The 12826-nt window shown below is 63.8% G+C and carries 13 protein-coding genes; 11 read left to right on the top strand and 2 right to left on the bottom strand.

The window, feature by feature from the left end; translation table 11 throughout:
* The 8 genes from lptA to G3N58_RS27000 all read left to right on the top strand — a co-directional run.
* A partial coding sequence (gene lptA / locus G3N58_RS27035; protein ID WP_206000702.1) for a lipopolysaccharide transport periplasmic protein LptA occupies positions 1-581 on the top strand: 581 nt, incomplete at its 5' end.
* A gap of 17 nt (positions 582-598) precedes the next feature.
* Positions 599-1375: an LPS export ABC transporter ATP-binding protein gene (gene lptB, locus G3N58_RS27030; protein ID WP_167048456.1), complete on the top strand. Its 777-nt coding sequence runs from the start codon at positions 599-601 to the stop codon at positions 1373-1375.
* Between the two features lie 210 nt (positions 1376-1585).
* On the top strand, positions 1586-3100 hold the full coding sequence (locus G3N58_RS27025) for an RNA polymerase factor sigma-54 (protein ID WP_167048284.1): 1515 nt from the start codon (positions 1586-1588) through the stop codon (positions 3098-3100).
* 169 nt (positions 3101-3269) lie between these two features.
* A complete protein-coding gene (gene raiA / locus G3N58_RS27020) occupies positions 3270-3626 on the top strand; it encodes a ribosome-associated translation inhibitor RaiA (protein ID WP_167048286.1) in 357 nt (118 codons plus the stop codon).
* 323 nt (positions 3627-3949) lie between these two features.
* A complete protein-coding gene (locus G3N58_RS27015) occupies positions 3950-4465 on the top strand; it encodes a PTS sugar transporter subunit IIA (protein ID WP_167048288.1) in 516 nt (171 codons plus the stop codon).
* A 68-nt stretch (positions 4466-4533) separates the two neighbouring features.
* Positions 4534-5502 (top strand): HPr(Ser) kinase/phosphatase, encoded by a 969-nt coding sequence (hprK, locus tag G3N58_RS27010; RefSeq protein ID WP_008921706.1) that lies wholly within the window; start codon positions 4534-4536, stop codon positions 5500-5502.
* A 114-nt stretch (positions 5503-5616) separates the two neighbouring features.
* Entirely contained in the window at positions 5617-6510 is an 894-nt protein-coding gene (gene rapZ, locus G3N58_RS27005) for an RNase adapter RapZ (RefSeq protein WP_167048290.1), read from the top strand.
* 39 nt (positions 6511-6549) lie between these two features.
* A complete protein-coding gene (locus G3N58_RS27000) occupies positions 6550-7185 on the top strand; it encodes an LON peptidase substrate-binding domain-containing protein (protein WP_167048292.1) in 636 nt (211 codons plus the stop codon).
* A gap of 75 nt (positions 7186-7260) precedes the next feature.
* On the opposite strand, the gene mutY is transcribed toward G3N58_RS27000, so the two are convergent.
* Together mutY and mutM are read right to left on the bottom strand one after the other, a co-directional pair.
* Positions 7261-8406 carry an A/G-specific adenine glycosylase gene (gene mutY / locus G3N58_RS26995; protein ID WP_205990236.1) on the bottom strand — a complete coding sequence of 382 codons (1146 nt, stop codon included), beginning with the start codon at positions 8404-8406 and terminating at the stop codon, positions 7261-7263.
* Positions 8407-8413: 7 nt separating this feature from the next.
* Positions 8414-9244, bottom strand: coding sequence for a bifunctional DNA-formamidopyrimidine glycosylase/DNA-(apurinic or apyrimidinic site) lyase (gene mutM / locus G3N58_RS26990; RefSeq protein WP_167048296.1), 831 nt, complete (start codon positions 9242-9244; stop codon positions 8414-8416).
* 87 nt (positions 9245-9331) lie between these two features.
* Between mutM and G3N58_RS26985 the strand changes: the two genes are divergently transcribed.
* From G3N58_RS26985 to ispE, 3 genes are all read left to right on the top strand, one after another.
* Complete coding sequence (locus tag G3N58_RS26985; RefSeq protein WP_167048298.1) at positions 9332-11173, top strand: tetratricopeptide repeat protein; 1842 nt, start codon at positions 9332-9334, stop codon at positions 11171-11173.
* Positions 11173-11805, top strand: a complete 633-nt coding sequence (gene lolB, locus G3N58_RS26980) for a lipoprotein insertase outer membrane protein LolB (RefSeq protein WP_167048300.1) — start codon at positions 11173-11175, stop codon at positions 11803-11805. Before G3N58_RS26985 ends, lolB begins: the two co-directional genes overlap by 1 nt.
* A gap of 129 nt (positions 11806-11934) precedes the next feature.
* Positions 11935-12816, top strand: coding sequence for a 4-(cytidine 5'-diphospho)-2-C-methyl-D-erythritol kinase (ispE, locus tag G3N58_RS26975; protein ID WP_167048302.1), 882 nt, complete (start codon positions 11935-11937; stop codon positions 12814-12816).
* The last annotated feature ends 10 nt before the right edge of the window (positions 12817-12826 follow it).

Here is a 12826-nt window from a genome sequence, read left to right as displayed (position 1 = left end):
CGCTCGCCGGCTTCGCGCCGCTCGCGCACGCAGACCGCGCCGACAAGGACAAGCCGCTGAACATCGAAGCGGACAACATGACTTACGACGACCTGCGGCAGGTCAGCATCTTCACGGGCCACGTGGTCGCCACCAAGGGGACGATCCTCATCAAGGCCGATCGTGTCGAAGTGTCGCAAGACCCGCAGGGCTACCAGTACGCCACCGGCACCTCGAGCGGCAGCAATCTGTCGTACTTCCGCCAGAAGCGCGAAGGGCTCGACGAATACATCGAAGGCACGGCCGTGCGGATCGACTACGACGGCAAGCAGGATCTGACCACGCTCACCACCAACGCGACGGTGCGCCGCCTGCAAAGCATGACGACGCTGCTCGACCAGGTGCACGGCAGCGTCATCACCTATGACGGCCAGAACGACTTCTACACCGCGAAGGCCGGCAAGGACGTCGCGAGCCCGGGCAACCCGACCGGCCGCGTGCGCGCGATGCTCGCGCCGCGCAACGGCGGCGCCGCGCCGCTGACCGGCGCCTCGGCCACGCTCGCGCCGTCCACCTCGATCCAGGGAGCGCCGAACCAGTGAGCACCATCAGCGGCAACATCGCGCCCCTGCCCAATCGCAAGCCGGCCGGCACCAGCAGTTCGCTGGTCGTGCGCAATCTGAAGAAGCGCTATGGCTCGCGCACGGTCGTCAAGGACGTCTCGCTCGACGTGAAAAGCGGCGAGGTGGTCGGCCTGCTCGGCCCGAACGGCGCCGGCAAGACCACGTCGTTCTACATGATCGTGGGTCTCGTTCCGCTCGACGCCGGCGAAATCGATCTGGACGGCAAATCGATCAGCCTGCTGCCGATCCACAAGCGCGCCTCGCTCGGCCTGTCGTATCTGCCGCAGGAAGCCTCGGTGTTCCGCAAGCTCAGCGTCGAGGAAAACATTCGCGCGGTGCTCGAATTGCAGCACGAAGAAAACGGCAAGCGGCTCAGCAAGGACGCCATCAGGTCGCGCACCGAAGCGTTGCTCGACGAGCTGCAGATCGCGCATCTGCGTGACAATCCGGCGCTGTCGCTGTCGGGCGGCGAGCGCCGCCGCGTGGAAATCGCCCGCGCGCTCGCCACCAACCCGAGCTTCATTCTGCTCGACGAACCGTTCGCGGGCGTCGATCCGATCGCGGTGCTGGAAATCCAGAAGATCGTCAAGTTCCTGAAGCAGCGCAATATCGGCGTCCTGATTACCGACCACAACGTGCGCGAGACGCTCGGCATCTGCGATCACGCGTACATCATCAGCGACGGCAGCGTGCTCGCGGCCGGCGCGCCCAGCGAGATCATCGAGAACGAAAGCGTACGGCGCGTCTATCTCGGCGAACACTTCCGCATGTAAGCACATCAAGGGTCGCCGGCCGCGCGAATACGCACGGCCGGTCCTTTTTGCGGCATCCGCACATTCGCCGCCTCTCGTCTCCCCGCACGTCCATTTCCGCACGGCATCGGCTGGCGCCTCGCCTTGCCGGAAAACTCGCGCATGCGTAATTGCGGGTGTCGCAAGGTATCGCGGTCGTGGCAAACTCTCTACAATGAATCTCAACTTGCCATGAAAGCCAGCCTCCAACTCCGCCTATCGCAGCATCTTGCGCTGACGCCGCAACTACAGCAGTCCATCCGGCTGCTGCAGTTGTCGACGCTCGAACTGCAGCAGGAAGTCGCCATGGCGATCTCGCAGAACCCGCTCCTCGAGAACGAGGACGAATGGATCGCGAGCCCGTTGCGGGTGGCTGCCGACGGTTCGGTCATCGCCCAGACGCCGGGTGCGTCCACGCCGTCCGACCCGATGGCCGGCAACGGCTCGTCGGGGTCCGACGGCACGGGCGAGCGCGCCGAAAACGGCGAGCCGCAAGGTGTCGACGAATACAACGGCCTCTCGGGCGACGGCGGTGACGCATCGCAATGGAACCTCGACGACTACGGCCGCTCCGGCAACGCGTCGGATGACGACGACCTGCCGCCGCTGCAAATCCACGAGTCGAGCACCTCACTGCGCGATCACCTGATGGCGCAACTGCGCGTCACCCAGGCTAGCCCGCGCGACCGGGCGCTCGTCACGTTTCTGATCGAATCTCTCGACGACGACGGCTACCTCGCCGCCACGCTCGAAGAAGTGCTGGCCGATCTGCCCGACGAACTCGAAGTCGACCTCGACGAACTGAATGCCGCGCTGGCGCTGCTGCATAGCTTCGACCCGGCCGGGGTCGGCGCGCGCTCCGCGTCGGAATGCTTGAAGCTGCAACTGCTGCGGCTCGATCCGTCGCCCACCCGCACGCTCGCGCTAGACATTGTCGGCCATCACCTGGAATTGCTCGCGGCGCGCGATTTCACGCGTCTGCGCAAGCACCTGAAAGCGAATGACGACGATCTGCGCGACGCCCATGTGCTGATCCGCTCGCTCGAACCGTTTCCCGGCGCCGCCTACGGCAAGGCCGAAGCGGACTACGTCGTGCCCGACATCATGGTGCGCAGAACCGCTCAAGGATGGCAGGCCGAACTGAATCCCGAAGTCGTGCCGAAGCTGCGCATCAACCATCTGTACGCGAATATTCTGCGCAATAACCGGGGCGATCCCGGCAGCGGTTCATTGCGCCAGCAGCTTCAGGAAGCACGCTGGCTGATCAAAAACATCCAGCAGCGTTTCGAGACGATCCTGCGAGTTGCGCAGGCAATCGTCGAGCGTCAGAAGAGCTTTTTCGTGCACGGCGAAATTGCCATGCGCCCCTTGGTTTTGCGGGAAATTGCTGATACGCTGGGCCTACACGAGTCAACTGTCTCGCGTGTGACAACCGGCAAATACATGCTGACCCCATTCGGGACGCTGGAATTCAAGTACTTTTTCGGCTCACACGTATCGACTGACACAGGCGGCGCGGCCTCTTCAACGGCCATTCGCGCGCTGATCAAACAACTGATAGGAGCGGAAAACCCGAAATCGCCACTCTCAGACAGTCGCATAGCCGAACTGCTGGCGGAACAGGGCTTCGTGGTCGCACGGCGTACCGTGGCGAAATACCGTGAAGCGCTCAAGATCCCGGCAGTCAACCTGCGCAAGTCTCTGTAGCCCGCCGCGTTTTGCAGCGGGCATTTACCGGCCGCTCCGTGCATGACGGACAGGCCGGCCGCTGCGACCTGCCAGATGTCAGTCACCGGGGGGCGACACAGGCAAGCCGTCAGATCGACCGGACCTTTGTCATTGTGCGGACCAAGCGGCATTAGCTTGGAGAAGCACTATGAATCTCAAGATCAGTGGACACCACCTCGAAGTAACGCCTGCGTTGCGCGAATACGTGATCACCAAACTGGACAGGGTGCTAAGACATTTCGATCAGGTCATCGACGGCAGTGTGGTCCTCTCGGTCGACAACCATAAGGAAAAAGACAAGCGTCAGAAGGTGGAAATCAATCTCCATCTGAAGGGTAAAGACATTTTTGTCGAGAGTTGTGACAGTGATTTGTACGCGGCGATAGATCTTGTGATCGACAAGCTCGACAGACAGGTGATCCGCCACAAGGATCGTCTGCAAGGACATCAGCACGAGGCGATCAAGTATCAGCCGGCGCCGCAACTGGACGTGCCGCCGCAATAGGAGAATTAGAGGAAATCATTCATTTTCCCGCTCCGTCAAGCCGCCCGCAACCGGGCGGTTTTTCGTTTTCGGGCCACGTTCCCCGCGCCGTTTCCGCATGCCGTGCATGGTTTTCGCCAGTCTTTGCGCGAAGCGAAACGAGTCGCGGCGCAAGCGGTGAAAAACCTGGTATGCATCAATGGCGCGCCGCACCATCGTCCGCTACCCTGTTCTATAATGTTCCGGTTACCATCGGGGTCAAGCCAGCTCTTTGAATACGGCCGGCCGGAGTCTCGCGCTTTGGGCGACGACTCTCACCGCACGTCTTCGCGAGCATCAAACGAATGGAACGCCACTTAAACGCCCCGGTGGGGAGAACCCAGGCCACGTTTTCGCCTGTCAACATGAATCGTTTAGCCAAATTTCTTCCCCTCGAGAACGTCGTCATCGGACTATCGGTCACCAGCAAGAAACGCGTGTTCGAGCAAGCGGGCCTGATCTTCGAGAACCAGAACGGCATCGCCCGCAGTACCGTCACTGACAATCTTTTTGCGCGAGAGCGCCTCGGTTCGACCGGACTCGGCGAAGGCGTCGCGATTCCGCACGGGCGCATCAAGGGTCTCAAGCAGCCGCTCGCCGCGTTCGTCCGTCTCGCGGAACCCATCCCTTTCGAAGCACCGGACGGTCAGCCGGTTTCGCTGCTGATCTTCCTGCTCGTGCCCGAACAGGCTACCCAACAGCACCTCGAAATCCTGTCCGAGATTGCCCAGTTGCTGTCCGATCGCGAGGCTCGCGAACGCCTGCATACCGAAGAAGACCGCGAATCGTTGCATCGCCTGCTCACTCAGTGGCAACCTTGATGCAGCGGCGGTAACCCCGCGCACGCGAGCACGGCCCGGCAAGCGGCCCACACTGGAGTCACCGACTCATGGATACGTCCAGCATCAACGCCCAGAGCATTTTCGACGACAACGCAGCCATGCTGAAGCTCAGCTGGCTCACGGGGCATGAAGGCTGGGAGCGCGGCTTTTCCTCGGAATCGGTCGCCAACGCCACCTCGAGCGCCGACCTCGTCGGCCACCTGAACCTGATCCACCCGAACCGGATCCAGGTGCTCGGCGACGCCGAAATCGACTACTACAAACGTCAGACCGACGAAGACCGCTCGCGCCACATGGCCGAGCTGATTGCGCTGGAGCCGCCGTTCCTGGTGGTGGCCGGCGGCGTCGCCGCGCCGCCGGAACTGGTGCTGCGCTGCACGCGCTCGTCCACGCCGCTCTTCACGACGCCGACCTCGGCGGCCGCGGTAATCGACAGCCTGCGTCTCTACATGTCGCGCATCCTCGCGCCGCGCGCGACGCTGCACGGCGTGTTTCTCGACATCCTCGGCATGGGCGTGCTGCTCACCGGCGACTCGGGTCTCGGCAAGAGCGAACTCGGGCTCGAACTGATCAGCCGCGGCCACGGTCTCGTCGCCGACGACGCGGTCGACTTCGTGCGCCTCGGCCCGGACTTCGTCGAAGGACGCTGCCCGCCGCTGTTGCAGAATCTGCTCGAAGTGCGCGGCCTCGGTCTCCTCGACATCAAGACGATCTTCGGCGAAACGGCGGTGCGCCGGAAAATGAAGCTGAAGCTGATCGTGCAACTGGTACGCCGCCCCGACGGCGAATTCCAGCGCCTGCCGCTGGAGAGTCAGACCGTCGACGTGCTCGGTCTGCCGATCAGCAAGGTCACGATTCAGGTGGCTGCGGGCCGCAACCTCGCGGTGCTGGTCGAAGCGGCCGTGCGCAATACGATCCTGCAATTGCGCGGCATCGACACGCTGCGCGATTTCATGGATCGCCAGCGTCTCGCCATGCAGGACCCCGACAGCCAGTTTCCCGGCAAGCTGATCTGAAGCCGGGCCGCGCCGCGCCGCCCAAGCCATGCAGCGCCCGCGGCAAAAAGCCCGTCCGCGGGCACGCACATGGAAACCGGATGCTATGATGAAATTTACGGTTTCGACGACTCCATGCGCATAATCCTGATCACCGGCATCTCCGGCTCCGGCAAGTCCGTTGCCCTGAACGCGCTTGAAGACGCGGGCTATTATTGCGTCGACAATCTGCCGCCGCGCTTTCTGCCGCAACTCGCCAGCTATCTCGCCGAAGACGGCCAGGATCGTCTCGCGGTCGCGATCGACGCACGCTCGGGTTCGTCGCTCGACGAAATGCCCGCGATGATCCGCGATCTCAAACGCTCGCACGACGTGCGCGTGCTGTTTCTGAGCGCAAGCACGCAGTCGCTGATTCAACGCTTTTCCGAAACGCGCCGGCGCCATCCGCTATCCGGCTCGCCCGCGCACGATGCGGACGTAGGCCTGCTCACCTCGCTCGCCGAAGCGATCGAGCGCGAGCGCGAACTGGTCGCGGGGCTCGCCGAATTCGGCCATCAGATCGACACGAGCAATCTGCGCGCGAACGTGCTGCGCGCATGGGTCAAGCGTTTCATCGAACAGGAAGACGCCGGGCTCGTGCTGATGTTCGAGTCGTTCGGCTTCAAACGCGGCGTGCCGCTCGATGCGGATTTCGTATTCGACGTACGCACGCTGCCGAACCCGTACTACGATCATGAATTGAGGCCGCTCACCGGCCTCGACAAACCGGTGATGGATTTTCTCGATGCGCAGCCGGTCGTCCACGAGATGATCGACGACATCGAGAAGTATCTGTCCAAGTGGCTGCCGCATTTCCGCGACGACAATCGCAGCTACCTGACCGTCGCAATCGGTTGCACGGGCGGCCAGCACCGCTCGGTGTTCATCGCGGAGACGCTTGCCGCGCGTCTCGCAACATCGGCGAATGTGATTGTGCGGCACCGCGATGCGCCGGTCGACGTCGGCGAATCATCGAAGCTGATCGCTTAACTGGCCGCATCGCGCGGCCTTAACCGAAAGCGTTGCGCCATGTCCTCTACGCCTACTGTGTACGCCGATTTGCCGCTGTTTCCGCTGCATACGGTGCTGTTCCCCGATGGATTGCTGCCGCTGAAGATTTTCGAAGCGCGCTATCTCGACATGGCGCGCGACTGTCTGCGCGAAAAGACCTCGTTCGGCGTATGCCTGCTGAAAAGCGGAGCGGAAGTGGCGCGCGAGGAAGAGCCTTCGGTGCCCGAAGCCATTGGCTGTCTCGCCGAAATCGACGAATGCGACGTCGAAGCGTTCGGCATGCTGCTGATTCGCGCGCGCGGCACGAAGCGTTTTCGTCTGCTGTCGCATCGCGTCGAAGCAAGCGGTTTGCTGGTCGGCATGGCGGAGCCGCTCGCCGACGATCAGCCGCTCGAAGGCAACGATCTGCTGGCCAAATTCGGCGCCTGCGCGGAAGTGCTCGAAAGGATCATCGCGACGATCCGCGAGCGCGACCCGGATAGTCTGCCGTTCGCGGAGCCGTTCAGGCTCGCCGATCCCTCATGGGTGTCGAACCGTCTCGCCGAAGTGCTGCCGATCGCGCTGCGCGCCCGGCAAAAGCTGATGGAACTGACCGATGCCGGCGCGCGCATCGACGTCGTGCATCACTACATGCAGCAACATCAGCTGCTGTGACGTGACGGCAACCGCGAGCATTGCACGAGCGGCAGCACACACGATGCCGGCAGCGCCGCCGCTGCGCACGATCCGTTAGATCAACGAACCCTGCAGGCTGTCCAGCAGCTTGCGCACCGGCGCCGGCACCCCGAACGAATCGAGATCGCCGAGCGCGACCCATGCGGTATCGGCGTCGTTCAACGCCGCCAATGCGCCGGCGCCGCGATCCAGCTCCGCGATGCGCGGCTCGATATCGAGCTTGAAATGCGTGAATACATGCGAAAACGGCGCGAGCGGCGACACCGTGCCGTCGCTACCGAACGCTCGCGCGCGCTCGGCGAGCGCGGCTTCGTCGGCGGCTTCGGGCAGACTCCACAAGCCGCCCCAGATGCCCGACGGCGGCCGCCGCTCGAGCATCACCGCGTTGCCGTCGCGTAGCACGAGCATCCAGGTGCGGCGCGTCGGCACGGCTTTCTTCGGCCGCGCCGTGGGCAAGTCGCGCTGACGTCCGGTGACATTCGCAACGCAGTCGACGGCGAACGGGCAGCGCGCGCAGTCTGGCCGGCCGCGCACGCATAGCGTCGCGCCGAGATCCATCAAGCCCTGCGTGTACGCGCTAACTTCGTCGTCCGATGCATCGACCGGCAACAGCGATTCGGCGAGCGTCCACATCGCGTTCTCGACCTTCTTCTCGCCCGGGAATCCGTCGACGCCGAACACGCGCGCGAGCACGCGCTTCACGTTGCCGTCGAGAATCGTCGCACGCGCGCCGAAGGCGAACGAGGCGATCGCGGCAGCCGTCGAGCGGCCGATGCCGGGCAGGTCCGCGAGTTCGTCGACCGAGGCCGGAAACGCGCCACCGTGCCGCTCGACCACGACCTGCGCGCAGCGATGCAGATTGCGCGCGCGCGTGTAGTAACCGAGGCCGGCCCACAGCGCCATCACGTCGTCGGATGGCGCGGCGGCCAGCGCGGCGACATCGGGAAAACGCGCGAGAAACTTCGCGTAGTACGGAATCACCGTCGACACCTGGGTCTGCTGCAACATGATTTCCGACAGCCAGATGCGGTACGGGTCGCGCGTGTTCTGCCAGGGCAGATCGTGCCGGCCGTGCTGGCGCTGCCATGCGATGAGGCGCGCGGAAAAATCGGGCATCGCGGGAAAAACGGGCGCCGCGGCGGACGCGCCCGCGCGTGAGTTCGCACGCGGGGTCGTAGTGGGTGTCAGGCGGGAAGGCATCGGAAATCTAGCGCTGGCAGGTGGGACAGAAGTACGTGGAGCGCTGCCCCTGCACGATCTGTTTGATGGGCGTTGCACACACGCGGCAGGGTTGGCCCGCGCGATCATAGACGAAATAGTCGAGCTGGAAGTAGCCGCTTTCGCCGTCGCTGCCGACGAAATCGCGCAGCGTGCTGCCGCCCTTCTCGATCGCGGCGGCAAGCGTCACGCGCACCGCGTCGGCGAGCAGTTCATAGCGCGCGAGCGAGACGCGCCCCGCCGCGGTGGTCGGCCGGATGCCCGCGCGAAACAGGCTCTCCGACGCGTAAATATTGCCCACGCCGACGACGATTTCACCGGCCAGCAGCACCTGCTTCACCGACACCTTGCGCCCGCGCGTCAGCCGGTGCATCAGAGCGCCCGAGAACGCCGGCGAGAAGGGCTCGACGCCGAGCCCCGCGAGCAGCGGGTGCGCAAGGATGTCGCCCGCCTCGCGCGGATGCCACAACACCGCGCCGAAACGCCGCGGATCGCGATAACGCAGGATGAAGTCGTCGAAGATCCAGTCGACGTGATCGTGCTTCGCCGCGGCCGGCGGCTGCGGCACGTGACGCAGCACGCGCAGCGTGCCGGTCATGCCGAGATGCACGATGAACCAGCCCGCGTCGATTTCGAACAGCAGGTACTTGCCGCGCCGCTCGACCTTGCGCACCACATGGCCGCGCAAGGTTTTCGCAAGGCCGGCCGGAATCGGCCAGCGCAGCGCGGGCGTACGCACTTCGACACGCTCGACCTTGCGCCCGGACACATACGGTTCGATCCCTCGGCGGGTAACCTCGACTTCTGGCAACTCTGGCATGTCTGATCGGTCTGCTACTTGCGTGTGTGGTTGTGCGCGTATTGTAGCGAGCGCGTTACAATCGACTGAAACATTGAACGGATTTCCATGAACGTGTCCTTCGTGAAGCTGCTTTCAAGGCGCCTCGCGCGCATGTCCAACGTGCCACATGCCGTATCCGCCCGGCGGATGCTCGGCGCAGCCGCGCTCGCATTATGGGCGCTGGCCGCCGTGCCCGCGCATGCGCAGGACCCCGCGCCGGATTCGGACGACACGTCGGTCACCTTGCCGGACCCGCTTGGTCCCGCAACGCCCGAAGACGAGAAATCGCTGCCGGACGTGCCGTTGTCGAGCCAGATCGTCTTCCAGGTGCTCGCCGCCGAGATCGCACTGCAGCGCGACCAACCGGCGCCCGCCTATCAAACCTACCTCGCGCTCACGCGCGACACGCACGACCCGCGCATGGCGCAGCGCGCCACCGAAATCGCGCTGGCCGCGCAAAGCCCGTCGGACGCGCTGGCCGCCGCGCAATTATGGCAGCAGTACGCGCCGGATTCGGAGCGCGCCGCGCAACTCGACGCCTCGCTGCTCGTGCTGTCCGGCAAGCCCGACGACGCGGCGCCAATCCTCGCGCGCGAACTGGCGAAGGTGCCCGAGGAAAACCGCGGCAACGCGATCCTCTCGCTGCAGCTGCTGCTCTCGCGCGGCCCGAATCGCATCGGCGGTCTGCATGTATTGCAGGACCTCGCGAAGAACGACCTGAACCGGCCCGAAGCGCAACTCGCGCTCGCCCGTCAGCAGTTGCTGTCCGACGACGCGCCGGGCGCCCGCAAATCGCTCGAGCAGGCGCTGACCCTGAAACCCGACTATCTGCCGGCGGCGCTGACGCTCTCGCAAATGGGCCCGGAAGAGCGCAAGGAAGGCATCGCGTCGCTCGAAAAATACGTGCAGCAGAATCCGAAATCGCATGACGCGCGGCTCGCGCTCGCGCAGATGTATCTCGCGAGCGACCGTCTCGACGACGCGCAGAAGCAGTTCGAGAGCATGCGCAAGGCGAACCCGAACGACCTCACGCCGTTGATGGCGCTCGCACTGATCAAGATCCAGCAGAAAAATTTCGCCGACGCGCAGACCTATCTGACGCAATACGCGCAGCTGGCTGACAAGACGCCGGGCGCCGATGCGGGCCAGGCCTACATCTACCTGGCGCAACTGTCGCTCGAACAGAAAAACGAAGCGGCAGCGAACGACTGGCTCAACAAGATTGCGCCGACCAGCCAGCAGTACATGCCCGCGCAGATCACGCGCGCGCAGCTACTCGCGAAGCAGGGCAAGACCGACGACGCGCGCAAGCTGCTCGCCGGCCTGCAGACCTCCGACCCGCGCGACATGGCGCTGATCGCGCGCACCGACGCCGCGATCCTGTTCGACGCGAAGCGCTACCCCGAGGCCGAGGAGCGTCTGCAGCAAGCCACGGCAAACTTCCCCGACGACCCCGACCTCACCTACGACTACGCGATGGCCGCCGAAAAGACCGGCCATTACGACATCATGGAAGCGCAGCTGCGCAAGCTGATGAAGACGCAGCCGGACAATCCGCAGGCGTACAACGCGCTCGGCTATTCGCTGGCCGATCGCAATCAGCGTCTTCCGGAAGCGGACAAGCTGGTCGAAAAGGCCTCGGCCCTCGCACCGAACGACGCGTTCATCATGGACAGCGTGGGCTGGGTCAAATACCGGATGGGCAACACGGCGGATGCGATCAAGCTGCTGCGCAAGGCGTACAGCATCCAGCCGAACGCCGAAATCGGCGCACACCTCGGCGAAGTGCTGTGGAAAACCGGCGAGCAGGACGAGGCGCGCGCAGCATTCCGTGCCGCGCGCAAGCTCGAGCCGGACAACGACACCCTCGTCAAAACGCTGCAACGTCTTCAGGTAAACGATCTTTGATGCGTCTTTCCCGTTTGATTTCCTGTTCCGGGGCGCCGCGCGGCATGGCGCTCGGATTCGCGGCGGCGGCCGTTGTCGCGCTGGCGGGCTGCGCGTCGGTGCAACCGCAGGGGGCGTCCACGTCGAAGGCCGCGACCGAAGTGACCGCGCAAACGAGCCGCTCGTATCAGGGCCGTTTCGCGGTCCAGTACAACGACCAGAACGGCCAGCAACGCAACGCCTACGGCAACTTCTCGTGGCAGGAAACCGGCGACACCGTGACTCTGCAATTGCGCAATCCGCTTGGTCAGACCCTGGCTATCGTCACGTCGTCGCCGGCCTCGGCCACGCTCGAATTGCCGAACCGCGCACCGCTCACCGCGGATAACGTCTCCACGCTGATGCAGAATGCACTCGGGTTCACGCTGCCGGTCGAAGGTCTGCGCTACTGGCTGCAGCCGTCTCCCGCACCGACCTCGCGCGCGAAGACCGAGAACGACCCGCAGCAGCCGTCGCGCTTGAAGCAGATCACGCAGGACGGCTGGACCATCGACTATCTCGCGTATGCCGATGCACCGGCTACCGGCGTAAAGCGCCTCAATCTGAGCCGCTCGGAGCCGCCGCTCGACATCAAGCTCGTGCTGGATCAGTGACGGCTTTTCGCCAGGGCGGCCGGTACGACGGCCGCTTTCGAAGGCCGCTTTGAAAACCTTCGCCCCTGCATCCGTTCACGCAGCGTTACCGCCCGTTTGGCGCCACCTTGGCGCAGGTAGCTTTCACTCATGATCGAAACAACCGATTCGCTGCGCGATTGCCTCGCGCCAGCGAAACTGAATCTCTTCCTGCACATCACGGGCCGCCGGCCAGATGGCTATCACACGCTGCAAACGGTCTTTCAGCTGCTCGACTGGGGCGACACGCTGCACTTCACGCGCCGCGACGACGGGCTCATCACACGCCGCACCGAAATCGCCGATGTGCCGCCCGAGCATGACCTCACGGTACGCGCCGCGACGCTGCTGAAAGCGCACACGGGTTCGCGCGAGGGCGTCGACATCGAAATCGACAAGCGCCTGCCGATGGGCGCCGGACTCGGCGGTGGCAGCTCGGACGCAGCGACGACGCTGCTCGCGCTCAATCGCTTATGGAAACTCGACCTGCCGCGCCAGGAATTGCAGGATCTTGCGCTGAAGCTCGGTGCGGACGTGCCTTTTTTCGTATTTGGGAAAAATGCCTTCGCAGAGGGTGTTGGGGAAGCGTTAGACGTTGTACAATTGCCGCCACGTCACTTCCTGGTAGTGACACCGAGGGTGCAGGTTCCAACTGCAGCGATTTTTTCCGAAAAAGCGTTGACAAGAGATACAAAGCCCCTCATAATTACGGACTTTCCTGCAGAACACAGCTGCAACACTGACTGGCCGGAAAGTTTTGGCCGGAATGACATGCAGCAGGTTGTCGTAGGAAAGTACGCGGAAGTAGCGCAAGTGCTGCGATGGTTTGAAAACATCGCGCCAGCGCGGATGTCCGGATCGGGTGCGAGTGTTTTTGCAGCGTTCCGTAGCAAAGCCGAGGCAGAAGCGGCGCAAGCCAAGTTGCCAAGCGAATGGAACAGTGCAGTGGCAGCGAGCCTGGATCAGCATCCACTCTTTGCTTTCGCGTCATAAGTTTTGCATC

It is taken from the genome of Paraburkholderia sp. Ac-20342 (genome assembly GCF_017104985.1).
GTDB lineage: Bacteria > Pseudomonadota > Gammaproteobacteria > Burkholderiales > Burkholderiaceae > Paraburkholderia.
Note: the sequence above shows the minus strand (reverse complement) of the source record. Positions and strands in the feature narration are given on the sequence as shown.